The 25,194-nt window shown below is 71.7% G+C and carries 19 protein-coding genes; 11 read left to right on the top strand and 8 right to left on the bottom strand.

Going from position 1 to position 25,194, the window contains the following annotated elements; genetic code table 11:
• Nucleotides 1–91 precede the first annotated feature (91 nt).
• On the bottom strand, nucleotides 92–793 hold the full coding sequence (locus tag ACSHXN_RS32100) for an HAD family hydrolase (RefSeq protein WP_355132594.1): 702 nt from the start codon (nucleotides 791–793) through the stop codon (nucleotides 92–94).
• 443 nt (nucleotides 794–1,236) lie between these two features.
• A complete protein-coding gene (gene metH / locus ACSHXN_RS32095; RefSeq protein ID WP_355132593.1) occupies nucleotides 1,237–4,761 on the bottom strand; it encodes a methionine synthase in 3,525 nt (1,174 codons plus the stop codon).
• A 270-nt stretch (nucleotides 4,762–5,031) separates the two neighbouring features.
• On the opposite strand from metH, the gene ACSHXN_RS32090 reads away from it, so the two are divergent.
• The 8 genes from ACSHXN_RS32090 (at nucleotide 5,032) to ACSHXN_RS32055 (ending at nucleotide 14,385) form a co-directional block, all read left to right on the top strand.
• Nucleotides 5,032–5,796: an IclR family transcriptional regulator gene (locus ACSHXN_RS32090; protein ID WP_059125699.1), complete on the top strand. Its 765-nt coding sequence runs from the start codon at nucleotides 5,032–5,034 to the stop codon at nucleotides 5,794–5,796.
• Between the two features lie 387 nt (nucleotides 5,797–6,183).
• On the top strand, nucleotides 6,184–6,972 hold the full coding sequence (locus ACSHXN_RS32085; protein ID WP_355132592.1) for an MIP/aquaporin family protein: 789 nt from the start codon (nucleotides 6,184–6,186) through the stop codon (nucleotides 6,970–6,972).
• 88 nt (nucleotides 6,973–7,060) lie between these two features.
• Nucleotides 7,061–8,599, top strand: coding sequence for a glycerol kinase GlpK (gene glpK / locus ACSHXN_RS32080; RefSeq protein WP_355132591.1), 1,539 nt, complete (start codon nucleotides 7,061–7,063; stop codon nucleotides 8,597–8,599).
• A 6-nt stretch (nucleotides 8,600–8,605) separates the two neighbouring features.
• The gene (locus ACSHXN_RS32075) at nucleotides 8,606–10,213 is read left to right on the top strand and encodes a glycerol-3-phosphate dehydrogenase/oxidase (RefSeq protein ID WP_356291148.1); all 1,608 of its coding nucleotides are present in this window, start codon (nucleotides 8,606–8,608) and stop codon (nucleotides 10,211–10,213) included.
• Between the two features lie 144 nt (nucleotides 10,214–10,357).
• Complete coding sequence (locus tag ACSHXN_RS32070) at nucleotides 10,358–11,119, top strand: nucleoside phosphorylase (protein WP_355132589.1); 762 nt, start codon at nucleotides 10,358–10,360, stop codon at nucleotides 11,117–11,119.
• Nucleotides 11,116–12,417: an amidohydrolase gene (locus tag ACSHXN_RS32065; RefSeq protein ID WP_355132588.1), complete on the top strand. Its 1,302-nt coding sequence runs from the start codon at nucleotides 11,116–11,118 to the stop codon at nucleotides 12,415–12,417. The genes ACSHXN_RS32070 and ACSHXN_RS32065 overlap by 4 nt, the downstream gene beginning before the upstream one ends.
• A gap of 139 nt (nucleotides 12,418–12,556) precedes the next feature.
• Nucleotides 12,557–13,228 (top strand): FadR/GntR family transcriptional regulator, encoded by a 672-nt coding sequence (locus tag ACSHXN_RS32060; RefSeq protein ID WP_355132587.1) that lies wholly within the window; start codon nucleotides 12,557–12,559, stop codon nucleotides 13,226–13,228.
• Nucleotides 13,229–13,413: 185 nt separating this feature from the next.
• Entirely contained in the window at nucleotides 13,414–14,385 is a 972-nt protein-coding gene (locus tag ACSHXN_RS32055; protein ID WP_355132586.1) for a PAC2 family protein, read from the top strand.
• Between the two features lie 588 nt (nucleotides 14,386–14,973).
• On the opposite strand, the gene mshC is transcribed toward ACSHXN_RS32055, so the two are convergent.
• From mshC to ACSHXN_RS32035, 4 genes are all read right to left on the bottom strand, one after another.
• The gene (gene mshC, locus ACSHXN_RS32050) at nucleotides 14,974–16,203 is read right to left on the bottom strand and encodes a cysteine--1-D-myo-inosityl 2-amino-2-deoxy-alpha-D-glucopyranoside ligase (protein WP_355132585.1); all 1,230 of its coding nucleotides are present in this window, start codon (nucleotides 16,201–16,203) and stop codon (nucleotides 14,974–14,976) included.
• 119 nt (nucleotides 16,204–16,322) lie between these two features.
• Nucleotides 16,323–17,141 carry an SCO1664 family protein gene (locus ACSHXN_RS32045; protein WP_355132584.1) on the bottom strand — a complete coding sequence of 273 codons (819 nt, stop codon included), beginning with the start codon at nucleotides 17,139–17,141 and terminating at the stop codon, nucleotides 16,323–16,325.
• A complete protein-coding gene (locus tag ACSHXN_RS32040) occupies nucleotides 17,105–17,695 on the bottom strand; it encodes a DUF3090 domain-containing protein (protein WP_355132583.1) in 591 nt (196 codons plus the stop codon). Before ACSHXN_RS32040 ends, ACSHXN_RS32045 begins: the two co-directional genes overlap by 37 nt.
• Nucleotides 17,696–17,817: 122 nt before the next feature.
• Nucleotides 17,818–18,504 (bottom strand): histidine phosphatase family protein, encoded by a 687-nt coding sequence (locus tag ACSHXN_RS32035; protein ID WP_356110621.1) that lies wholly within the window; start codon nucleotides 18,502–18,504, stop codon nucleotides 17,818–17,820.
• A 173-nt stretch (nucleotides 18,505–18,677) separates the two neighbouring features.
• Here ACSHXN_RS32035 and corA point away from each other — a divergent pair, with 173 nt between their 5' ends.
• The gene (corA, locus tag ACSHXN_RS32030; protein WP_355132581.1) at nucleotides 18,678–19,676 is read left to right on the top strand and encodes a magnesium/cobalt transporter CorA; all 999 of its coding nucleotides are present in this window, start codon (nucleotides 18,678–18,680) and stop codon (nucleotides 19,674–19,676) included.
• 40 nt (nucleotides 19,677–19,716) lie between these two features.
• Here the strand turns inward: corA and ACSHXN_RS32025 are convergent, their stop codons facing one another.
• Together ACSHXN_RS32025 and ACSHXN_RS32020 are read right to left on the bottom strand one after the other, a co-directional pair.
• On the bottom strand, nucleotides 19,717–20,505 hold the full coding sequence (locus ACSHXN_RS32025; RefSeq protein ID WP_355801085.1) for a ferritin-like domain-containing protein: 789 nt from the start codon (nucleotides 20,503–20,505) through the stop codon (nucleotides 19,717–19,719).
• Between the two features lie 215 nt (nucleotides 20,506–20,720).
• Complete coding sequence (locus tag ACSHXN_RS32020; RefSeq protein ID WP_355132579.1) at nucleotides 20,721–21,776, bottom strand: LLM class F420-dependent oxidoreductase; 1,056 nt, start codon at nucleotides 21,774–21,776, stop codon at nucleotides 20,721–20,723.
• 160 nt (nucleotides 21,777–21,936) lie between these two features.
• On the opposite strand from ACSHXN_RS32020, the gene ACSHXN_RS32015 reads away from it, so the two are divergent.
• Nucleotides 21,937–22,920, top strand: coding sequence for an aldo/keto reductase (locus tag ACSHXN_RS32015; protein WP_355132578.1), 984 nt, complete (start codon nucleotides 21,937–21,939; stop codon nucleotides 22,918–22,920).
• A complete protein-coding gene (locus tag ACSHXN_RS32010) occupies nucleotides 22,905–25,118 on the top strand; it encodes a helix-hairpin-helix domain-containing protein (protein ID WP_438306515.1) in 2,214 nt (737 codons plus the stop codon). The genes ACSHXN_RS32015 and ACSHXN_RS32010 overlap by 16 nt, the downstream gene beginning before the upstream one ends.
• The last annotated feature ends 76 nt before the right edge of the window (nucleotides 25,119–25,194 follow it).

The following is a 25,194-nucleotide window of genomic DNA, read 5'->3' as shown; positions in this document are numbered from 1 at the left end:
CACCGGAATTCGGCCGCGCGTCGCCGAATTAATTCATACGGCTGGACACCCGGAGGTAATCCGTCCATTCGAGAGCACGCTGGGTGAACGCTCAGCGCATTTCCGTCATCAAACCGCGGAGGAATGACAGGTCGACCTCTTCGAGCGAGGTCACGACGGTGCGGCCCGCGGCGGGGGCGATGGGGGCCACCGACGGGACGGCGACCACGCGGCAGCCGGCCGCCTCCGCGGCGGCGACACCGGTCGCCGTGTCCTCGATCACCGCGCACCGAGCCGGGTCCGCATCCAGCCCCTTCGCCGCCACCAGATACGGGTCGGGGAACGGCTTGGTGCGCTCGACCTCGTCGCCCGCGACGGTCAGTGCGAAGTACTGCGGGCCGACGGAGGCCAGGATGCGGTCGATGATGCGCCGGTGGGACGCGGAGACGAGTGCGGTCGGAATCTCATGCGCCGCCAGTTCGGCCAGCAGCCGGGCGGCACCCGGCATCAGGGGCAGCCTGCCGTCGATACGCGTCTCGAACCCGTCGTTGAGCAGCACGGAGAGCTCGTCGAGGGTGATGTCGGCACCGGTGGCCTCGATCAGGAAGCCCGCGCTGCGCGTCATGGGGCCGCCGACGACGACATGGCGCCATGAATCGTCGAGCGTGTGTCCGAGGGCGGCGAAGACCTCGACCTCGACGTCCCACCAGAATCCTTCGGTGTCCACCAGGGTGCCGTCCATGTCGAGAAGTACGGCCTGCAGCGCTGAGTCTTCGCCCGTACGGGTGCCGAGGGCGGGAACCGTGGTGGTCATCCGGCGTACCTCCTTGAAGGGACGACCAGGCCGGTTCCCACGGAGGGAACCGGCCTGCGGTGGACCGACCAGTGTACGTCGCCCGTGAGCGAAGCGCCTTTTCGGCACGACAGCGCCACGCCCCGCAATCGCACATATGGGCGAACCGCAGGTTCGCGCGGGCGCGCCTACGCGGTCCGGGACAGGGCGTGGACACACGGTCCGTGCTCCGCCCCGGCCGGACGGGACGAGGGCCGTCCGTGGTGGGCGCAAGGCTCCCTGGACGGGCGGTGCGCGCCGCGGCTCCCCGGCCCCGTTCGCACTGCACCGCCCGTTCCGGGACCGCCGCCGACGACGTCCGCTGTGCGGGCGCACACCCGAGATCGGTCCGGACGGCCGTGGGCCGGTGGACTGCCGCGCCGGGTTCACCGGCCGCCACAGGCGCCGTGCGGGGCGCGGGCGCATTACCGCGCGTTGAAGTACTTGGCCTCCGGGTGGTGGATCACGATGGCGTCCGTGGACTGCTCCGGGTGGAGCTGGAACTCCTCGGACAGGTGGACGCCGATCCGCTCGGGCTCGAGCAGCTGGGCGATCTTGGCACGGTCCTCGAGGTCGGGGCAGGCGCCGTAGCCGAGCGAGAAGCGCGCACCCCGGTACTTGAGGGCGAACATGTCCTCCATGTCGGCCGGGTCCTCGCCCGCGAAACCGAGCTCCGAACGCACCCGCGCATGCCAGTACTCGGCCAGCGCCTCCGCCAACTGCACGGACAGGCCGTGCAGTTCGAGGTAGTCGCGGTAGGAGTTCGACTCGAAGAGCCGCGCGGTCTCCTCGCCGATCCGGGAGCCCACGGTCACGACCTGGAATCCGACGACGTCCTTCTCACCTGACTCCTCGGGACGGAAGAAGTCGGACAGACACAGCCGCCTCCCGCGCCGCTGGCGCGGGAAGCTGAACCGGGTGCGCTCGTTGCCCTGTTCGTCGAGGATGATCAGGTCGTCGTCCTTGGACACACAGGGGAAGTAGCCGTGGACGACGGCCGCTTCGAGGAGGTTGTCCGTCTGGAGCCGGTCGAGCAGCCCGCGCAGCCGCGGCCGGCCCTCGGTCTCGACGAGCTCCTCGTATGTCGGCCCCTCCCCCGTACGCGCCTGCTTCAGACCCCACTGGCCCTTGAACAGCGCACCCTCGTCCAGCCAGGCCGCGTACTCCTTGAGCGCGATGCCCTTCACGACGCGGGTGCCCCAGAAGGGCGGCGTGGGCACGGGGTTGTCCGTGGCGACATCGGAGCGGACGTGGCCCTCCTCGGGCCGCTCCTCGATCTCGACGGTCGCGGCCCGCACCCGGCGCTGCCGCAGCTCGGGCAGCTTCGCACCGGGCACCCCGCGCTTGACCCCGATCAGCGCGTCCATCAGGCGCAGGCCCTCGAACGCGTCGCGGGCGTAGCGCACCTCGCCCTCGTACAGCTCGTACAGGTCCTGTTCGACATACGCCCGGGTCAGCGCCGCGCCGCCGAGGATGACGGGGTAGTCGGTGGCGAGCCCTCGCTGGTTGAGCTCCTCCAGGTTCTCCTTCATGATCACCGTGGACTTGACCAGGAGCCCCGACATGCCGATGACGTCGGCCCTGTGCTCCTCGGCGGCCTCCAGGATCGCGGAGACCGGCTGCTTGATGCCGAGGTTGACCACGTTGTAGCCGTTGTTGGACAGGATGATGTCGACGAGGTTCTTGCCGATGTCGTGGACGTCGCCGCGCACGGTGGCCAGCACGATGGTGCCCTTGCCGGCCTCGTCGGTCTTCTCCATGTGTGGTTCGAGGTAGGCGACCGCGGTCTTCATCACCTCGGCGGACTGGAGCACGAACGGGAGCTGCATCTGGCCGGAGCCGAACAGCTCGCCGACGACCTTCATGCCGTCCAGCAGTGTGTCGTTGACGATGTCGAGGGCGGAACGGGAGGTCAGGGCCGCTTCGAGGTCGGCCTCCATGCCGTTCTTCTCGCCGTCGATGATCCGCCGCTTGAGGCGCTCCTCCAGGGGCAGCGCGGCCAGCTCCTCGGCCTTGCCGGCCTTCAGCGACTTGGCGGTGGCGCCCTCGAACAGCGCCATCAGCTTCTGCAGCGGGTCGTAGCCGTCCGCGCGCCGGTCGTAGATCAGGTCGAGGGCGGTGGTCACCTGCTCCTCGTCGAAGCGCGCGATGGGCAGGATCTTCGAGGCGTGCACGATGGCCGAGTCGAGCCCCGCCTTGACGCATTCGTCGAGGAAGACGGAGTTGAGCAGGATGCGCGCGGCCGGGTTGAGGCCGAAGGAGATGTTCGACAGACCGAGCGTGGTCTGCACGTCCGGGTGGAGCCTCTTCAGCTCGCGGATGGCCTCGATGGTCGCGATGCCGTCCTTGCGGGACTCCTCCTGGCCGGTACAGATGGTGAAGGTCAGGGTGTCGACGAGGATGTCCTCCTCACGGATGCCCCAGTTCCCGGTCAGGTCGGCGATCAGCCGCTCGGCGATCTCGACCTTCTTCTCGGGGGTACGGGCCTGGCCCTCCTCGTCGATGGTCAGGGCGATGAGCGCCGCGCCGTGCTCCCCGGCGAGCCGGGTGACCTTCGCGAAGCGCGACTCCGGGCCGTCGCCGTCCTCGTAGTTGACCGAGTTGATCACGGCGCGGCCGCCGAGCTTCTCCAGTCCGGCCTCGATGACGTCCACTTCGGTGGAGTCGAGGACGATCGGCAGGGTGGAGGCGGTCGCGAAGCGGCCCGCCAGCTCCTCCATGTCGGCGACGCCGTCACGGCCCACGTAGTCGACGCAGAGGTCGAGCATGTGGGCGCCCTCGCGGATCTGCTCCCGGGCCATCTCCACGCAGTCGTCCCAGCGGCCGTCCAGCATGGCCTCGCGGAACTTCTTGGAGCCGTTGGCGTTGGTGCGCTCACCGATGGCCAGGTACGAGGTGTCCTGACGGAACGGCACGGTCTGGTAGAGGGAGGCGGCACCCGGTTCGGGGCGGGGGTGGCGCTCGGCGGGGGCGAGGCCCCGGACGCGCTCCACCACCTGGCGCAGGTGCTCGGGGGTGGTGCCGCAGCAGCCGCCGACCAGCGACAGGCCGTACTCACGGACGAAGGTCTCCTGCGCGTCGGCCAGTTCGGGGGCGCTGAGCGGGTACTGGGCGCCGTCCTTGCCCAGCACGGGCAGACCGGCGTTGGGCATGCAGGACAGCGGGATGCGGGAGTGCCGGGCGAGGTAGCGCAGGTGCTCGCTCATCTCGGCCGGTCCCGTGGCGCAGTTCAGGCCGATCATGTCGATGCCGAGCGGCTCCAGCGCGGTGAGGGCCGCGCCGATCTCCGAGCCGAGCAGCATGGTGCCGGTGGTCTCGACGGTCACGGACACGATCAGCGGCAGGTCGAGGCCGAGGGCGTCCAGTGCCCGGCGGGAGCCGAGGACGGCGGCCTTGGTCTGGAGCAGGTCCTGGGTGGTCTCGACGAGCAGCGCGTCGGCGCCGCCGGTGACCAGTCCCTCGGCGTTGCGCTGGTAGGCGTCGCGCAGGGTGGTGTACGGGGCGTGGCCCAGGGTGGGCAGCTTCGTGCCCGGCCCCATGGAGCCGAGGACCCAGCGCTGCCGGCCGTCGCGGCCGGTGAACTCGTCGGCGACCTCGCGGGCGACCCGGGCGCCCGCCTCGGACAGCTCGTACACGCGCTCGGCGATGTCGTACTCGGCCATGGCCGCGTGGTTGGCCCCGAAGGTGTTGGTCTCGACGCAGTCGACGCCCACCGCGAAGTACGCCTCGTGGACGGAGCGGACGATGTCGGGGCGGGTGACGTTCAGGATCTCGTTGCAGCCCTCGAGGTCCTGGAAGTCCTCGAGCGTGGGGTCCTGGGCCTGGAGCATCGTGCCCATCGCGCCGTCGGCCACCACGACGCGGGTGGCGAGGGCTTCCCGGAGCGCTGCGGATCGGGTTCGGCTGTCGGTGGAGACGGACGTAGGGGACGGGTTCGGCGACGAGGCCATGGAAGATGCTCCCTGGAGTGCGACGGCTGTCGGCTTTGCGCTTCCCGCGGAAGGCGCACGCGGCCAGGGTAGCCCGCGGCAGGCCGTACGGTCAGAGGCGTCCAGGGGGCGGACGGGCGTGGCTCGACATGATCCTTGCGGAGATTCCGCCCCAACCGATGGCGTCCTGCCATTAGCGGGAGGTCGGCATCGACCGGTAGTGTTCGGCATTGCCGAACGGCAGCACACGAATGACGGCCGGCGGTTGATCGGACGGAGGGCAGGACGGCGATGGCACGGAACATCCAGTCGCTCGAACGGGCGGCCGCGATGCTGCGGCTCCTCGCGGGCGGCGAGCGACGGCTCGGCCTGTCGGACATCGCCTCGTCACTGGGCCTGGCCAAGGGCACGGCCCACGGCATACTCCGCACGCTCCAGCAGGAGGGCTTCGTCGAGCAGGACACGGCCTCGGGCCGCTACCAGCTGGGCGCCGAGCTGCTCCGTCTCGGCACGACCTACCTGGACGTCCACGAGCTGCGGGCGCGCGCCCTGGTGTGGACGGACGACCTGGCCCGCTCGAGCGGGGAGAGCGTCTATCTGGGTGTGCTGCACCAGCAGGGCGTGCTGATCGTGCACCATGTCTTCCGGCCCGACGACAGCCGGCAGGTGCTGGAGATCGGGGCGATGCAGCCGCTGCACTCCACCGCCCTCGGCAAGGTCCTCTCGGCGTACGACCCGGTCGCCCACAGCGAGGTGCTGGAGGCGGACCGCAAGCCCTTCACCGACCGCACCGTCTGCGAACCGGAGGACTTCGAGCACCTGCTCGATCTGACCCGGGCGCGCGGATACGCGGCCGACGTCGAGGAGACGTGGACCGGGGTCGCCTCGGTCGCGGCGCCCATCCACGACCGGCGGCGGATGCCGGTGGGCGCGGTGGGCATCACGGGCGCCGTGGAGCGCGTGTGCCGGGACGGGGAGCTGCGTCCCGAGCTGGTCGCGGCGGTCCGGGACTGCGCCCGCGCGGTCTCCCGGGACCTGGGCGCCGGACGGTTCTGACCCGCACGCATGCGCGGCCGGTACGGCGACGCCGTACCGGCCGTTCGGCATGCCCGCCCACCTCACGGCACCCCGGCGCCGACCGGCCCCTCGCCGGTACCCGTGCGGCCACGGGTGGTGCGCGCGCGTACCCGGTCCGCACCCGCACAAGATCGATAACCCCCGACGATCAATAACGATCCCGTTTTCGATTACCGAACCCTTGACGCGTCGCCGAACCTGAAGCGAGACTCCCGTCCAACGGTCGGCATTGTCGAACACCTACCGGCAATAAGCGCTAGAGTGTGACAACGCCAAGGGCCGGCATCGCCCTCACCCCCGAGGGCGCGGACCACCGGAGGGACCCGGGGTTCGCCTTCCCCTGGACGAAGGACAAAGGAGTCGCGGGTGTCCAGCTCCGACATCTTCATCGGCGAGACCATCGGTACCGCCATACTCATCCTGCTCGGCGGCGGCGTCTGCGCCGCAGTGACGCTGAAGGCCTCCAAGGCCCGTAACGCCGGTTGGCTCGCCATCGCTTTCGGGTGGGGCTTCGCCGTTCTGACGGCGGTCTACACCTCGGCACCTCTCTCCGGTGCCCACCTCAACCCGGCGGTGACACTCGCCCTCGCCATCAAGGACGGCGACTGGGGCAACGTCCCGGTCTACTGGGGCGGACAGCTGCTCGGCGCGATGATCGGTGCGGCCCTGGTCTGGGTCGTCTACTACGGCCAGTTCCATGCCCACCTCACCGACAGAGAGATCGTCGGGGGCCCGGGCGCTCAGGACACCAAGGCCGTCGAGGCCCAGGAGGCCCAGGCCGGTCCGGTGCTCGGCGTCTTCTCCACCGGTCCCGAGATCCGCAACGCGGTGATGAACCTCGCCACGGAGATCATCGGCACCGTCGTGCTGGTCCTCGCCGTGCTCACGCAGGGCCTCAACGACAAGGGCAACGGTCTCGGCAACCTGGGTGCCTTGATCACCGCGCTGGTGGTCGTCGCCATCGGCCTCTCGCTCGGCGGCCCGACCGGCTACGCGATCAACCCGGCCCGCGACCTGGGTCCGCGCATCGTCCACGCTCTCCTTCCCCTGCCCAACAAGGGCGGCTCCGACTGGGGCTACGCCTGGATCCCGGTCGTCGGCCCGCTGGTCGGCGGCGCGATCGCCGCAGGCATATACAACGTCGCCTTCGCCTGAGAGAACTGATCCTCTCCGGGCATCGCCTCTCAGCACCGCGCGCCGTAAAGACAGCCCCTCTTATCCACGGAATTCCCAGGAGCACACCGTGACCGACGCACACACCGCCGGCCCCTTCATCGCCGCCATCGACCAGGGCACCACGTCCTCACGCTGCATCGTCTTCGACCGGGACGGCCGCATCGTCTCCGTCGACCAGAAGGAGCACGAGCAGATCTTCCCCAAGCCGGGCTGGGTCGAGCACAACGCCACCGAGATCTGGACCAACGTCCAGGAGGTCGTCGCCGGAGCCATCGAGAAGGCCGGCATCACCCGGGACGACATCAAGGCCATCGGCATCACCAACCAGCGCGAGACCACCGTGCTGTGGGACAAGAACACCGGTGAGCCCGTCCACAACGCCATCGTCTGGCAGGACACCCGCACGGACGCGCTCTGCAAGGAACTCGGCCGCAACGTCGGCCAGGACCGCTTCCGCCGCGAGACCGGTCTGCCGCTGGCCTCCTACTTCGCCGGTCCCAAGGCCCGCTGGCTGCTCGACAACGTCGAGGGCCTGCGCGAGCGCGCCGCGGCGGGCGACATCCTCTTCGGCACGATGGACACCTGGGTCATCTGGAACCTGACGGGCGGTGCCGACGGCGGCCGCCACGTCACCGACGTGACCAACGCCTCCCGCACGCTGCTGATGAACCTGCACACCATGCAGTGGGACGAGAAGATCGCCGAGTCCATCGGCGTCCCGCTGACGATACTGCCCGAGATCCGCTCGTCCGCCGAGGTGTACGGCGAGATCACCGGCGGGCGCCTCGGCGAGCTGCTCGGCGGCATCCCGGTCGCCTCCGCGCTCGGCGACCAGCAGGCGGCCCTGTTCGGCCAGACCTGCTTCTCCGAGGGCGAGACCAAGTCCACCTACGGCACCGGCACCTTCATGGTGATGAACACCGGTGACAAGCTCATCAACTCCTACTCGGGCCTGCTGACCACGGTCGGCTACCAGATCGGCGACCAGAAGCCGGTCTACGCCCTGGAGGGCTCGATCGCGGTCACCGGCTCCCTGGTGCAGTGGATGCGCGACCAGATGGGCCTGATCAAGACCGCCGCCGAGATCGAGACCCTTGCGCTCTCGGTCGAGGACAACGGCGGCGCCTACTTCGTGCCGGCCTTCTCCGGCCTGTTCGCCCCGTACTGGCGCTCCGACGCCCGTGGTGTGATCGCCGGTCTGACCCGCTACGTCACCAAGGCGCACCTCGCGCGTGCCGTCCTGGAGGCGACCGCCTGGCAGACCCGCGAGATCGCGGACGCCATGACCAAGGACTCGGGCGTGGAGCTGTCGACCCTCAAGGTCGACGGCGGCATGACGTCCAACAACCTGCTGATGCAGACGCTCGCGGACGTCCTGGACGCGCCGGTGGTGCGCCCGATGGTCGCCGAGACCACCTGCCTCGGCGCCGCCTACGCCGCCGGTCTCGCCGTCGGCTTCTGGAACAGCACCGACGACCTGCGCGCCAACTGGCGCCGCGCCGCCGAGTGGACGCCCCACATGGACGCGGAGACCCGCGACCGTGAGTACAAGAGCTGGCTCAAGGCCGTCGAGCGGACCATGGGCTGGATCGAACACGAGGAGTAGACAGCCATGACCACCCTGCAGAGTGTCCCGGCTCTCGGGACGCACCCGGCCTTCGGCTCCAACCCGAGCCGCGCCGAGACCAGGGAACAATTGTCCAGGGCGACATTCGACCTCCTGGTGATCGGCGGCGGAATCCTGGGCATCTCCACGGCCTGGCATGCCGCGCAGTCGGGCCTGCGGGTGGCGCTGGTGGACGCCGGCGACTTCGCCGGCGCCACCTCCTCCGCCTCCTCCAAGCTTCTCCACGGCGGACTGCGCTATCTGCAGACCGGCGCGGTGAAGCTCGTGGCGGAGAACCACTTCGAGCGCCGCGCGGTCTCCCGTCAGGTGGCCCCCCACCTGGCGAATCCGCTCACGTTCTACCTCCCCGTGTACAAGGGCGGGCCGCACGGCGCGGCGAAGCTCGGGGCGGGCGTCTTCGCCTACTCCGCGCTGTCGGCGTTCGGTGACGGCGTCGGCCACCTGCTGTCACCGGCCAGGGCGCAGCAGGACGTGCCGGAGCTGCGCACCGAGAACCTCAAGGCCGTCGCCGTCTACGGCGACGACCAGATGAACGACGCGCGCATGGCGCTGATGACGGTCCGCGCGGCCGTCGAGGCGGGTGCCGTCGTCCTCAACCACGCCGTGGTCACCGGACTGCGCTTCACCAAGGGCCGGGTCACCGGCGCCGAGTTGAAGGACGGCCAGTCCGGCGACGAGTTCGGGGTCGACGCGCGGCTGGTGCTCAACGCGACCGGCCCCTGGGTCGACCACCTGCGCAGGATGGAGGACCCGAAGGCGGCGCCCTCCATACGCCTGTCCAAGGGGGTGCACCTGGTGCTCAAGCGCACCTCCCCCTGGAAGGCGGCACTGGCGACGCCCATCGACAAGTACCGCATCACCTTCGCCCTCCCCTGGGAGGACATGCTGCTGCTCGGCACCACCGACGAGCAGTACGAGGGCGATCCGGCCGAGGTCTCCGTGGGCGAGAAGGACATCGCGCAGATCCTCGACGAGGCGGCCTTCTCGGTCCGCGACCAGCAGCTCCGACGCGATCTGATCACCTACTCCTTCGCCGGTCTCCGGGTGCTTCCCGGCGGCCCCGGCGACACCGCCAAGGCCAAGCGCGAGACCGTCGTCACCGAGGGCAGGGGCGGCATGCTGTCCGTCGCGGGCGGCAAGTGGACCACGTTCCGGCACATCGGCCGCACGGTCATGAAGAAGCTGGAGGCGCTGCCGGGCCGTCCCCTCGGCGACGACTTCGAGCCGATCTCCACACTGCCGAAGCGCCTGCCGCTGCCGGGCATCGCCAACCCGCGCGCGGTCGCCCACCGGCTGGTGGTCGACGGTCCGGCGCCCGGTCCGCGCATGGCGCCCGACACCGCCAAGCACCTGGCGACCCACTACGGTTCGCTCGCCTTCGACATCGCCCGGCTGGCCAACGAGCACCCGGAGCTGGGCGAGCGCGTGCACCCGGACGCCCCCGAGATCTGGGCGCAGGTCGTCTACGCCCGCGACCACGAGTGGGCGGAGACGGTGGACGACGTGCTGCGCCGACGCACCACTCTGACGATCCGCGGCCTGGCCACGGACGAGGTGCGCGGGCAGGTCCAGAACCTGCTCGACAAGCGATAGGCGTCCTGACCCGAGGGGCGGCCCCCCGAAGGGCCGCCCCTCGCTCATGTCCTTGCGTCCCGCTTGCGTACGGTGTCCGGGTGCGCGTTGCGCGCCCGCCGCGCACCGCTCCCCCCGCACGCGCCGACCCGCTGGAGTCGCCTCATGACGCAGACCCTGTCGCCCGTCACCCGCATCCCCCGCACCGGACTGCCGCCGTACGCCGTTCTCGTGGGCGACCCGGCGCGCGCGGCGACGGTCGCCGCGCTGCTCGAGGACGCCACGGAGGTCTCCCACCACCGTGAGTACCGGGTGTTCGCGGGGAGCTGGAGGGGACTGCCGGTGACGGTGGCCTCCCACGGGGTGGGCGCGCCGGGCGCGATCCTGCTCTTCCAGGAACTGGCGGACGCCGGGATCCGCACGCTCGTCCGGCTTGGCACGGCGGGCGCGATGAAGGCGGGGATCGCCGACGGGGATCTGGTGATCGCGGAGGCGGCCGTGCGCGACGACGGCGTGACCGGCCAGCTGCTGCCCGCCGAGTACCCGGCGGTCTCGGCGCCCGAGGCGGTCCTCGCGCTGCAGCGCGCGGCCCGGGAGGCACGTGCGCCGCACCATCGCGGGATCGTGTGGACCCGGGCGGCCTTCCAGCCGGGGCTGATCCCCCTGGACGCCTACGAACGGGCCGGGCTCGCGGCGATCGAGATGGAGCTGTCCGCGCTGCTGGTCACCGCCTCCCTGCGCGGGCTGGTCGCGGGCGGCGTGCTGGTCGTGGACGGCGTCAACGCCGACGAACTGACCGACGAGAGGGCGGCTTTCTCCACGGGCGGCTACGACCCGCACCGGGATGTGGTCGCGCAGGGTGTGGAACGCGGGGCGGTCGTGGCACTGGAGGCGCTGCGGCTGCTCGGGGAGGAGAACGCGGGATGAGCGAGCGCATCGATCTGCTGGTGCACGGCGGTGACGTCCTGACCGTCGATGCCATGGGAACCGTCGTACCGGAGGGCGCCGTCGCCGTGCGCGACGGCGCGATCCTCGACGTGGGCCCGGCCGAACGGCTGCGGGAGCGCTACAGCGCGGACGAGGACGTCGACTCCACCGGGTGTGTGGTCCTGCCGGGCCTGGTCAACGCACACACCCATCTGGCGATGACGCTGCTGCGGGGCCGTGCCGACGACGTCACCCTCCAGGGCTTCCTGGAGCGTGTGCTGCGCTGGGAGGCGGAGCTGCTGTCGCCGAGGAACATCGCGGTGGCGGTGCGCGCGGCGATCGCCGAGAGCGTGCGCGCCGGGGTGACCTCGGCGCTCGACATGTACTGGTTCCACGAGGCGGCGGAGCAGGTGGCGCGGGACGCGGGCTGGCGGCTGCTGACCGGGCCGACGTTCATGGACGTCCCCGGCTCCCCCGACGGCCGGCCGTACGGGGAGCGCCTGGAGTGGGCGCGCCGTGACCTGGCCGCGCGGACGGCGGACCGGCCGGGGACGCGGCCCGTGCTCTTCGCCCACTCGGCGTACACCCTCGGGCCCGAGCAGCTCGTCGAGATCGCCGCGCTGGCCCGTGAGTTCGGGGCGCTGCTGCACATCCACGCCGCGGAGAACGCGGCCGAGGTCGAAACCGTCGAGCAGCGCTACGGCAAGCGCCCGGTGGAACTGCTCGACTCGCTCGGTCTGCTCGGCCCCGATCTGCTGCTCGCCCACGCGGTCGACCTGACCGGTGCGGAGATCGCGGCGCTGGGCCGCACGGGCACCTCGGTGGCGCACTGCCCGGTGTCCAACCTCAAGCTGGGCTGCGGGATCGCGCCGGTGCCGCGGCTGCTGGACGCGGGGGTGACCGTGGGGCTCGGTACGGACGGGGCGGTGAGCTCGAACACGCTGGACGTGCTCGGCGCGGTCCGGCAGGCGGCCCTGGTGCACAAGGCGGCCGGGGACCCGACCGCGGTCGGGGCCGAGCAGGCGGTGCGGATGGCGACCGCCGGCGGCGCCCGTGCGCTGGGTCTCGGCGACCTGCTGGGGTCGCTGGAGACGGGCAAGCGGGCCGATCTGATCGTGCTCGACCTCGGCGGACCGCATCTGCGGCCACGGCACGACCTGTGGTCGGCGCTCGCATACGCGGCGCAGTCCGCGGACGTACGGGACACGGTCGTCGACGGCCGGATCCTCATGCGGAACCGGGTGCTGACGACGCTCGACGAGGCGGCGGCGCTGGCGGAGTTCGAGGCGCTGGCCTGAGCCCGGCCCGACGCACCGGCGCCGGGTGACTCGCGGTGCGGTCCCCCTCGGCGACATCGGGATTCCGTGCCCCGTTCAGCCCAGTGAGCCCCCATAATGGCCGAGACATCGGATGTCTGAGCGTACAGGGAGGGCCGCCATGGCAGTCACCGATGAGGCGATCGAAAAGATCAAGGGGATGATCGTCTCCGGCGCCCTGCGGCCGGGTGACCGCCTGCCGAAGGAGAGCGAGCTCGCCGCCGAGCTCGGTCTCTCCCGCAACTCCCTGCGCGAGGCCGTACGCGCCCTGTCGCTGATCCGGATCCTGGACGTGCGGCAGGGCGACGGCACCTACGTGACGAGCCTCGACCCCCAGCTCCTGCTGGAGGCCCTGAGCTTCGTCGTGGACTTCCACCGCGACGACACCGTGCTGGAGTTCCTCGCGGTGCGCCGCATCCTGGAGCCGGCCGCGACCGCCCTGGCGGCGGCCCGTATCAGCGAGCAGCAACTGGACGCGTTGACGGCCCAGTTGGACAAGCTGGGCCCTGAGCCGTCGGTGGAGGAGCTGGTCGCCGGCGACCTGGAGTTCCACCGGGGCATCGTGCAGACCTCCGGCAACTCGGTGCTGTGCTCCCTGCTGGACGGGCTCTCCGGACCCACCACCAGGGCCCGGATCTGGCGCGGTCTGACCCAGGAGGACGCGGTCAGCCGCACTCTGCACGAGCACCGGGCGATCCTCGGCGCCCTGCGTGACCGCGACGCGGAGGCGGCCCGCTCCTGGGCGACCGTGCACATCGCGTCCGTCGAACAGTGGCTGCGCTCGACGCTGTGAGCGTCCGCGGCCCGGACCGGGGACGGGCCGGTCGCCGGGGGGCATCCGCCGACGATCATGGGTGTTCGACGACGCCGTAGTGGGCAGTGATCCGTTCACTCCCCCGTGCAAGGGGGCTGCGGGCGTCCCCGCCGCACGCCGTAAGGTTGGGACGTACGCGAGGGCACGTTGGAAGGAGGCACTGGGTGATCGAGCTCGAGGGGGTTCCCGAGCTGATCGACCCGGTCATGGTGGCCGCGTTCGAGGGCTGGAACGATGCCGGCGACGCCGCCTCCACCGCGGTCGCGCATCTGGACAGGGAGTGGAAGGGCGATGTGTTCGCGGCGCTGGACGCCGAGGACTACTACGACTTCCAGGTGAACCGCCCCACTGTGTTCATGGAGGCCGGGGTCCGCAAGATCACCTGGCCCACGACCCGGCTCTCCGTCGTCCGTGTGGGCGGCGAGAAGCCCCGCGACCTGGTACTGGTCCGCGGTATAGAACCGTCGATGCGCTGGCGCTCGTTCTGCAACGAGCTGCTGGGCTTCGCCCACGAGCTGGGCGTGGAACTGGTGGTGATCCTGGGCGCCCTGCTCGGGGACACCCCGCACACGCGTCCGGTCCCGATCAGCGGAACCACGTCCGACGCGGACCTGGCCCGCCGGATGGACCTGGAGGAGACCAAGTACGAGGGCCCCACCGGCATCGTCGGCGTGCTCCAGGAGGCCTGCACGCACGCGGGCGTCCCGGCCGTGTCCCTGTGGGCGGCGGTGCCGCACTACGTCTCGCAGCCGCCGAACCCGAAGGCCACGCTGGCCCTGCTCAACCGCCTGGAGGACCTGCTGGACCTGCGCATCCCGCTCGGCGAGCTGCCGGAGGACGCGCGCGCCTGGCAACTGGGCGTGGACCAGCTCGCCGCCGAGGACAGCGAAGTCGCCGAGTACGTGCAGACGCTGGAGGAGGCCCGGGACACCGCCGAGCTTCCTGAGGCGTCCGGCGAGGCCATCGCCCGCGAGTTCGAGCGGTATCTGCGCCGACGGGACGTGGGGCCGCCCGGCGGGCACGCCACGGCGGAAGGCGACACCGGTCCGTTCCGCCTGGACAACCCCGGCGGGCGCCAGCGTCCGCCGAAGCCTCCGCGGTCCGGCGGCGAGGACGAGGACTCCTCGGAGGACTAGAAGGGGGCGGTGCGCAGCGGCGCACCGCCCCCTCTCGTCGCTCGCAGCACGGAGCGAAGGCGTGTGCCCGCGGCGATCACGGCGCACGGGGTGTCCGGGGCGTCGTGCAGCGCGTGCAGGCGCCAGTGGCCGGTCCCCGTGGCATTGCACCGTCGTCGGAGGTCGAGTGCGGGGCCGGTTGCGGCGCCGGCTGTCCCTGCTTCCCCGGTCGGCGCTGCCCCCGTCGGCGCGGGCCGGAGAAGGGCGAGCACGGTCTGCCCGCTCGGTCCGCCCCCGACGCCTCGCGAGGAGGGCGTGTGCACCGGCCGCCGCGAGGCTGCCGAACTCCCGTCGTGGCTGCGGCCGTCGGCACCGTCCTTCTCCTGACGCGGACCCCGCCTTCGATGCCCGGGGCAGGTCCGGCAGGGCGACCGGGGCCAGCAGCCGCACGTACAGCGGGGCTTCGGCGGTTTCACGACGTCACGGACAACGCCGGGCGGGCGCCGCGTCGTAGTGATCAAGGGCCGGACCGCCCGCACAGACGCGCCGAGCGGCGCCGGGCGGGGCATCACCCCGCCCGGCGCCGCTCGCACGGACCCGGAGGACGGCTCAGAGCGCCACGCCGAGCAGCGCGTCCACGGCGCGCGAGACCACACCGGGCGCACCGATGTCCGTGCCGCCGCTCTGCTGCTGGAGCGCCGCCCAGCGGTCGACCGCGGCCAGTGCGGCCGGGGCGTCCAGGTCGCTTGCGAGGGCTTCGCGGATCTCCTCGACGAGCGCCTCGGCGGGCGGCCCGTCGGGCCGCGAGACGGCGGAGCGCCAGCGCTCGAGCCGTGCCTCGGCGTCCCGCAGGACCTGGTCGGTCCACTCCCAGTCGGAGCGGTAGTGGTGGGCGAGCAGCGCGAGCCGGATCGCCGCCGGGTCGACGCCGTCGCGCCGCAGCTGGGACACGAAGACCAGGTTGCCCTTGGACTTCGACATCTTCTCGCCGTCCAGCGCGACCATCCCGGCGTGGACGTACGCCTTGGCCATCGGGTACTCGCCGGTGAGCACCTGCGCGTGCGAGGCGCCCATCTCGTGGTGCGGGAAGGCGAGGTCGGAGCCGCCGCCCTGCACGTCGAAGCCCATGCCCAGGTGGTCCAGGGCGATGGCGACGCACTCGATGTGCCAGCCGGGGCGGCCGTTGCCCAGTGAGCCCCCGTCCCAGCTGGGTTCACCCGGGCGGGCGGCCATCCAGAGCATCGGATCGAGCGGGTTCTTCTTGCCCGGGCGGTCCGGGTCGCCGCCGCGTTCGGCGGACAGCAGGCGCATGGCGGCGGCGTCCAGGTTGGACACCTCGCCGAAGTGCGGGTCGGACTCCACGGAGAAGTAGATGTCGCCCTCGAGTTCGTACGCGGCACCGGCGTCGCGGAGTCGTTCGACGAGCGGCACGATGCCGGGTATCGCCTCCACCGCCCCGATGTAGTGGCGGGGCGGCAGCATCCGCAGGGCGGTCATGTCCTCGCGGAAGAGCGCCGTCTCCTTCTCGGCGAGAGCGACCCAGTCGACGCCGTCGCGCTCCGCCCGCTCCAGCAGCGGGTCATCGACGTCGGTCACGTTCTGGACGTAGTGAACCTGCCGCTTGGTGTCGAGCCACACGCGCTGGACGAGGTCGAACGCGTTGTAGGTCGCCGCATGACCCATGTGGGTCGCGTCATAGGGCGTGATGCCGCAGACGTAGATACGGGCGACGGGACCGGGGTCGAGGGTGACGGGACCACCGGTCGCGGTGTCGTGGATCCTCAGGTCGCGGCCCTGACCAGGCAGGGCGGGGACCTCGGAAGCGGGCCAGGCATACATGCCTTGAGCGTAACCGGCCGGAACTTCCCCCTACGAACCGGACCGGGCCGGATGGCCGGGAAGGCGGTCTTGCGCGTCGTCTTCCCGTGTGCGCGCCGGGCGGACGCCCCGGCCGCTTCTCACACCGGCGGCCAGGGAATCGCGGGCCACTCCCCGGTGGGTTCCGGATGTCTTCCCGACTCCAGCAGCGCCTCCACCCGCGCACGCGTGGCCTGCACCTCCGCCGGAGTCAGCAGCTCGGCCAGCCGCAGGGCCAGCGCGGCACCCTCCTCGAGGGACTCCTTGAGGCCCTTGAGGACCTCGGTGGCCTCCCCGGTCAGCGGCTCGCCCGCCCAGCCCCACAGCAGCGTGCGCAGCTTGTTCTCGGCGTTGAAGGTGACCCCGTGGTCGATTCCGTACAGGCGCCCCTCGCCGTCGGGCAGCAGATGCCCGCCCTTGCGGTCGGCGTTGTTGATGACGGCGTCCAGGACGGCCAGGCGCCGCAGCCGCTCGTCGTCGGCGTGCACGAGCAGGGCGGTCCTGCCCTCACCGACGTCGGCCGGGCCGATGGCCTTCCAGCCCTCCTCCGCCTCCTCGCCCTCCACCAGGGCGAGCAGCTCGGTGTCCGGCTGCCCCTCGATCCACAGCTGGCACATGCCCTGGCCGTAGGGCCCCTCGCGCAGCACCGTGGGCGGGACGAGCCCCCAGCCGGTCGCCTCGGACACCGCGTAGGCCGCGACCTCGCGCTGCGCCAGTGTGCCGTCCGGGAAGTCCCACAGGGGCCGCTCCCCTGCGACGGGCTTGTAGATGCAGGCAGCTTCCCGCCCGTCGTGGGAGACCGTGCAGTACAGCGCCGCGTTGGAGGCGTCACGGATGCGTCCGACCACGGCGAGCTCGCCCTCGGCGAGCAGCTCTGCCGTGGTCACGCTCCGCGGCGGTATCCGTTCTGGCGCGGACATACGTGTCCTTCCGGGTCGAGCGGGAGACTGCACAGCGGGCACGGCGGGCGACCGGCGTTGACGACGTCGAGGGCGCGTTTGGCGAAGGCCCTGGCCTGGGTGCCGGTGAGCCGGACCCGGAGCATCGGCGGCCCGTTCTCCTCGTCCTGGAGCAGCCGCTCCTCGGCCTCGGCCAGGTCCTCCTCGGAATCGGCGTCGAGCTCGACGAGGGCCTGGGCCTCGACGACCATGCGCTGTTCCTCGCCGTCCCAGGCCAGGGCCATGGTGCCGACGCGGAACTCCTCGTCGATGGGGGTGTCGAGCGGAGCCGTGTCCGAGATCTCCGTGGGGGCCACGGCGGGTACGGAAGCGCTGCCGCCGCTGCGGCGCACGACTTCGTCGAGCAGCTCGTCCATGCGCTCGGCGAGCGCCGCGACCTGGGTCTTCTCCAGGGCCACGCTGGTCACCCGGGGTCCGGACGTGGCCTGCAGGAAGAAGGTACGGCGCCCGGGCAACCCGACCGTACCGGCCACGAAGCGGTCCGGGGGGTCGTAGAGGAACACCTGACGGGACACGTCCTGTCTCCATTGGATCGGGATCGGGGCCGGCTGACCGCGCCGGTCCGCTTCGGTTGCTGACTACTGCTGCTGACAACTACTGCGCTGGTGCGCCCGCTTCACCCTACTGCGGCCGACGATCACGGAGCGCCCGCGCCGCCCCCGACCGCGGCATCCGAACCGGAGGGTTCCTCACGCGGCACGAGAGAGGTGAAATCGCCGGTGTCCCCGAGACGAACGAGAAATGGCCTCAACCGGGTGTAACGGATCGCGGTGATGGAACACGGTTCGACGGAGATCCGCTGGAAGAGGTCGAGATGAAGGCCGAGTGCGTCCGCGACGAGCGACTTGATGATGTCACCGTGCGAGCACATGACGTACACGGCGTCGGGACCGTGGTCGCGCTCGACGCGCTCGTTCCACTCGCGCACCGCCTCCGCGGCGCGGGTCTGCATGGCCCGCATCGACTCACCGCCCGGGAAGGCGGCCGCCGACGGATGAGCCTGGACGACCTCCATCAGCGGCTCGTCCTTCAGCTCGGCGAGCTTGCGTCCGGACCAGTCGCCGTAGTGGCACTCGCCGATCCGGTCGTCGGCGTGCACGGGCAGCCCCGGACGGGCGTCGAGCAGCGGCTGCACGGTCTCCCGGCAGCGTTGCAGAGGGCTGGTGACCACCGCCGCGAGCGGCAGTGCGGCGAGTCGCCCGGGCAGGGCTGCGGCCTGTTCTGCGCCGCGCTCGTCGAGGGCGACGCCGGGCGTCCAGCCGGCGAGGAGTCCCGCGGTGTTGGCGGTGGAGCGTCCGTGCCGGACGAGGATCAACGTGGGCATGACGTCCAGCCTAAAGGGACGCCTGCGAAAGCCGGGCCGGTGGTGGGAGCGGCGGCGGCCGGGGGAAGGCGGGCCCGGTGGGGTCCGCCCGGCCCGCGACGACGCCCGGCGGCAGGAGCCCTCGAGGAGTGCTCGGCATGCGCCGGTGCCCGGCCGACAGGAGAATACGCTCCGTGATCATCGACTGCGCCATCTACCGGGACGGGCGCCGTGCAGAGAGCCCCGAGGACCTCTCCGACGCGCTGAGCCAGGCGCGTGCCGCTTCCGACACGTTCCTGTGGATCGGCCTGCACGAGCCGACGGAGAACGAGTTCGAGCTGGTCACCCAGGAGTTCGGGCTGCATCCGCTGGCGGTCGAGGACGCGCTGAAGGCGCACCAGCGCCCCAAGCTGGAGGTGTACGACGACTCGCTGTTCGTGGTGCTCAAACCGGTGTCCTACGAGCCCCGCAGCGACACCGTCTCCACCGGCGAGCTGATGCTCTTCCTCGGCGACTCCTTCGTGGTGACCGTGCGCCACGGCGAGCACATGCCGCTCGCCCGCCTCCGGCGCCATCTCGAGGAGCAGCCGGAGATGCTGCGGCACGGCCCGACGGGGGTGCTCTACTCGATCGCGGACTCGATCGTCGACCACTACCTCGACGTGGCGACCGAACTGCAGACCGACCTGGAGGAACTGGAGGCGGAGGTCTTCTCACCGTCCGGTGGCGGCTCCCACCACGCGGCATCGCGGATCTACACCTTCAAGCGGCAGGTCCTCGAGTTCCGGCGGGCCACCGTCCCGCTGGCCCCGCCCCTGTCCCGGCTGGCGGGCCAGGGCACATACGGGACGACGGTGCCCTTCGTGCAGGAGAAGTCGCGGCCCTTCTTCCGCGACGTCTCCGACCATCTGGCCCGGGTGAACGAGTCCGTGGAGGCCCTGGACCGGCTGGTGTCCGACATCCTCTCGGCACATCTGGCGCAGGCGAGCGTGCGGCAGAACGACGATGTGCGGAAGATCTCGGCGTGGGCGGCGATGGCCGCGGTCCCCACGATGATCGCGGGGATCTACGGAATGAACTTCGACCATATGCCCGAGCTGCACTGGCTCTGGTCGTACCCGGCGCTGATCCTGGCGATGGCGGCCGTCGAAGTGATGCTCTACCGGACGTTCAAGCGGCGCGGCTGGCTGTGAGGACGCCTCCCTCCGTGCCGCACACGCGGCGACCGGCGGCTCAGGCGAACTCGTGCGCCTGCGTGACGGGACCGCCGAGCGCGTCGCGCCGCTCCGGCATCCTCAGGGTCACCATCCGCCGCCATCCGGCGAGGCGCTCGTAGAGGTACACGGCGCGGATACCGGCCGCGAGCATCGCCGACCTGGCCGCGGGCCAGCCGAGGATGCGCCCCATGTGGGCCATGACGGCGAGACTGACGTCCCGGTGGACGCGGATCTCCGCGAACGCGCACGCGCGCAGCGTCCGCCGGATGAACCGGCTGTGTCCGGCGGCCGCGAAGCGCAGCAGCTCCTCGTTGGAGTACGCCAGGTGGTTGTCCTCGTCCTGGGAGATCATGCGCACGGCCCGGCCGATCTCGGGATGGTCCGTGAAGTACGTGCGCAGCATCCCCATCTGCTCCGCGGCGCGCTGTTCGGTGACCCTGCTGTGTGCCAGATAGGTGATGACGTCCTGCACCGACAGCGGGCGGTCGGCCTTGAGCTTCTCGTGCGCGAGACCGATGCCCCGCTTCTCGAGGAGCATCGTGTAGTCGGTCTCGGGCGGTACCGGAACGGGGTCCAGGCCGCGCTTCCTCATCAGCGCGTTGAAGATGCGTCCGTGCTTGTCCTCGTCCGCGCCGTGCCGCACGATCCTGGGGACGAGCGCCCGCTCGCTCTCCGGCACGAGTGCGGCGATCCGGCCGTTCTCCCAGCCGCCCTGCGACTCCCCGCTGGCCGCGATCGAGCAGAACAGGCGGAAGGATTCGTCGTTGTCGAGGATCTCCTTGAACAGACTCTTCGCCGAAAGCATCGTGGGCACCTCTCTGCAGGACTCCGCAAAGAGAGAGTCAAATGCCGTCGTGGAGGTGGTGCAACAGCTGTGCGGGGCGGCTGCGCCGAACGGAGGAGCGCACCCGTCCCGTCGATGCCGTAACCGCTCGGGGCCCGGCGCGTTGTTCCCCGTGACGGCCGTGGCGGGGTGGACCCCCGAGCCCCCACCACGGCCGTGGAGACCATTCGCCCCCGTCAGGCGAGCCCGGCCCGCTCCAGGGCCTCGGACCCGGCGCGCAGGGAGGCGATCCGCTCGTCGAGGGTGAAGCCCGCGGGCGCCAGGGTGAGGGTGGTGACGCCGACCTCGGCGTAGACCTTCATCCGGTCGGCGATCCGGTCCACCGAGCCCAGCAGGGTGGTCCGGTCGATCAGCTCGTGCGGTACGGCGGCCGCTGCGCCCTGCTTGTCGCCCGACAGGTACTTGTCCTGGATCTCCGCGGCCGCCTGCTCGTAGCCCATGCGCCGGGCGAGCTGGTTGTAGAAGTTCTGCTTGCGGCTGCCCATGCCGCCGACGTACAGCGCGGTGTAGGGCCGGAAGGTGTCGGCCAGGGCCGTCACGTCCTTGTCGTCGCCGACCGCGAGGGGAAGCGTGGGGCAGACGTCGAAGCCCTCGAGGGTCTTGCCCGCCTTCTCCCGCCCCGCGCGCAGGTAGGTGATCGCCGTCTCCTCGAGGTGGTCCGCCGAGGGGAAGATGAGCAGCGCGCCGTCGGCGATCTCGCCGGTCTGCTCCAGGTTCTTGGGACCGATCGCGGCGATGTAGAGGGGGATGTGCTCGCGCTGCGGGTGCACCGTGAGCTTGATCGGCTTACCGGGCCCCCCGGGCAGCGGGAGGGTCCAGTGCTCGCCCTCGTACGACAGCCGCTCGCGTGTCATCGCCTTCCGCACGATCTCCACGTACTCGCGGGTGCGGGACAGCGGCTTGTCGAACTTGACGCCGTACCACCCCTCGGAGACCTGGGGCCCCGAGACCCCGAGACCGAGGCGGAAGCGGCCGCCGGAGAGCGAGTCGAGCGTGGCGGCGGTCATCGCGGTCATCGCGGGCTGGCGGGCCGGGATCTGGAAGATGGCCGAACCGACGTCGATGCGCTCGGTCTGGGCGGCGACCCAGGTGAGCACCGTGGCCGCGTCGGAGCCATAGGCCTCGGCGGCCCAGCACACCGCATAGCCGAGCCGGTCGGCCTCCTGGGCCACGGCGAGATTGTCGCCGTCCATTCCGGCACCCCAGTAGCCGAGGTTGATCCCGAGCTGCATGGCCGATTCCCCTTACCGATCAGTAACGTCCGTTGTGGGCAGACCATAGCGCGGCGTCCTCCCCGGCAGGGAGAGCGACGCCTCACTCGCCGGTCGGCACGGGAACTCGGTTGTCCACAGGCCCCCCACGGGCCGAGCTCAGGCCGTAATCTCGGCGTTCATGGAGCAGAGGCATCTCGGCCGTACCGGCCTTCGCGTGTCCCGGATCGGACTCGGCACCCTGACCTGGGGGCGTGACACGGACGAGCACGACGCCGCGGAGCAGTTGAAGGTGTTCTGGGAGGCGGGCGGGACCCTCGTCGACACGGCCGACGTGTACGGGGACGGGGAGGCCGAGTATCTGCTCGGGCAGCTGATGGACGGCCTCGTGCCGCGCCGGGACCTGGTCATCTCGACGAAGGCCGGGAGCGTGCCCGACCCCGACCGCCGGTTCGACGGCTCGCGCGGCCATCTGCTCGCCGCGCTGGACGCCTCGCTCGCCCGTCTCGGCACGGACTACGTCGACGTGTGGCACATCCACGCCTTCGACCCCTCCACCCCGATGGAGGAGACCCTGCACGCGCTCGACCTCGCCGTCGCCGGCGGCCGGGCCAGATACGCGGGCGTGTCCAACTTCTGCGGCTGGCAGCTCGCCAAGGCGGCGACATGGCAGCTCGCCGCCCCGGGCATACGGACCCGCCTCGCCAGTACGCAGATGGAGTACTCGCTGCTGCAGCGCGGTGTGGAGCGCGAGGTGCTGCCCGCCGCACTGGACCTGGGAGTCGGGCTGCTGCCCTCCTCTCCCCTGGGCCGCGGCGTGCTGACCGGCAAGTACCGGCAGTCGACACCGGCGGACTCGCGCGGGGCCTCCGCGCACATGGCCCCCTTCGTGGAGCCCTATCTCGACGACACGGCGAGCAGCATCGTGGACGCGGTGCAGACGGCCGCCGACGGGCTGTCCGCCACGCCGCTCCAGGTGGCGCTGGCATGGGTCCGCGACCGGCCGGGCGTGGTCGCGCCGATCGTCGGCGCGCGCAACGCACAGCAGCTCTCGGCGGCACTGTCAGTGGAGGCACTTAGTCTTCCTGACGAGATCTGCCGGGCGCTGGACGACGTGTCGGCCCCGGTGCACCGCTATCCCGATCACGACTGGAGCACGCTGTGACCACGGACCCGGAGACCAGGGAGACGTCCCCCCAGCCGGAGGACGGGACCGGGCAGGACACGGGCCGGACCGAGGCGGGGACGGCTCCCGGGGGCGAGGACCAGGACGGCGCGGCCGCGGCGTCCGCCGGCGAGGGCGCCGCCGCGCCCGAGCGGACCGAGGCGGAGGCCGAGCTGGCCGCCCAGCGCATCGAGCGGGAGCGGATCGAGCGGCGGAAGGCCGAGAAGCAGGGGCCGGTCGAGGCCGGCACGAAGCTCAGCGGGAAGGCCGCCGACCTGCTGGCGGCGGTACGGGCCGTGGAGAGCGGCGAGAAGCCGGTCTCGAGCGCGTTCCGGGAGCCGGCCCCCACTCCGCGCCGCGCCGCCCCCGAGCCCGAGCGGCCCGCACGGCCCGTCACGCCCCCGCAGTCGCCCACGGCCCCGGGCACGGAACTCGTCGCGGCCGTGCGTGCCCTGCTGACCGGGGCGGGAGCGCCCGACACGCTCGCGCCCCAGGTCGCCTCGGTCCTCGGCGAGACGGCGGACGCCCGCCTGCAGGCGGATCCCTGGCAGTTGCTGCGGGTCGCGGAGGTCAGGCCGGAGCAGGCCGACGGCTTCGCCCGGGCCCTGCTCGGCGCGGAGTGCCGTCCGGACGACGACCGACGGGCCCGCGCGATGACCGTCTGGCTGCTGGAGCAGGCCGCCCTCGCCGGACACACCGCACTGGAGGTACCGGCTCTCGAGACCGCGCTCACCCAGCGGTCGGTGCCGGACCCGGATGCGGCCGTGCAGAGCAGCATCGCCGAGGGCGAGGTCCTGGTCTTCCAGGACGCCCTGGAGACGACAGGGCCGGGCGCCGCACCCGTCGAGGGGCCGGCCGGGGAGGGCGAGGACGAGGCGGAGGAGCGCCCGGTCCGCGTCCTGATCGGCCTGGAGAGGTACGCGCTCGCCGAGGAGAGCCTCGCCGACGGACTGGCCCGGTTGATCAACTCCGTGCCGAAGGAGAACGGTTCGGCCGACGCCTGGGAGCGGGCGGCCCGCTCGGTGAGCGGCGCCGCCGGGGAGCTGATCCGCGCGGCCGCGGGCCACGGCCTTGTGCTCCACACCGGCGGGGAGGCCTCGCGCATCGAGCCGGCCACGCTGCTGTATGCGGCGCGTGACCTCGGCGTGCGCGCCTGGGCGGCCACGCACAGCCCGGCGGCGCGCAACGCGTTCGCCGCGCTGCGGGACCGGCTCGACCTGCCGGACACCGCCACGGCGCACCCGGCGTTCACCACGGTCGCGGGGCTCCTGTCCGGCGCCGAGGGCCCCGGCCGGGACGCCGACGGCGCGCTGGACCTCGACCTGCTCATCGTGCTGGACGCCCCTCAGCTGGACGTCGAGTCGGCCGCCCTGCTCACCGAGTCGCTGCCGGACGGCGCCCGCCTGGTGCTGAGCGGCGACCCGGGAGTGCTGTGGTCGGCCGGACCAGGGCGGGTGTTCGCCGATCTGCTCACCGCCCGTGCGTGCCCGCAGATCGCCTCGCGGACCCCCGACCCCGGCCCGATCGGAGAGCTCGTCTCCTCGGTCGGCATCGGCGAGCTCCCGCAGGTCGACGCGCCCGGCAAGGAGGTCGTGATCGTGCCGGTGCGGGACGCCCGGGAGGCGGTGCACCGCACCGTGCAGCTGGTCGTGGACTCCGTGCCGCGTGCGATCGGGATCCCCTCGCAGGAGACACAGGTGATCACGCCCGGCCATGGCGGAGCGGCGGGGACCCGTGTGCTGAACGCGGCGCTCAAGGAGCGGCTCAACCCGGGCCCCGGCCGTTTCGGGGGCTTCGACGCCGGCGATCGGATCGCCTACTCCCCCGCCCCGGGCCGTACGGTCCAGGGGCATGTGGTGACAGCGGACGCGGCGGGGCTGCATCTGGAGTGCTCCGGCGAACCCGTCGTCGTACCGAAGGAGCGGGTGGATCAGGCCGTGCGGCACGGCTGGGCGATCACCGCGCACCAGGCGGTGGGGCAGCGGTGGCCCGCGGTGGTCGTGGTGCTCCCCGGTGATGCCGCCCAGGCGCTGAGCAGACCCTGGGTGTACACGGCCTTCGGCAGGGCGGACCGCCATCTGTCCGTCGTCCATGGAGTGGAGCAGGCGCTGCCGCGCGCCGTGGCCGAGACCCCGGCCAAGCCGCGGACCACCCGCCTGCCCCTGCTGCTGCGGGGCCAGCTCCCGACGGCGGGCTGATCCGAGCGCCCGGCTCCCGGCCTGCGGGGTCTTGAAGCGATGGGGGGAGATGCCGCTGGGCACCTCCCCCGGCCGG

The organism is Streptomyces sp. HUAS TT11 (genome assembly GCF_051553595.1).
Classification (GTDB): domain Bacteria; phylum Actinomycetota; class Actinomycetes; order Streptomycetales; family Streptomycetaceae; genus Streptomyces.
The sequence above is the reverse complement of the archived record's forward strand: the minus strand, read 5'-3'. Positions and strand labels throughout refer to the sequence as shown.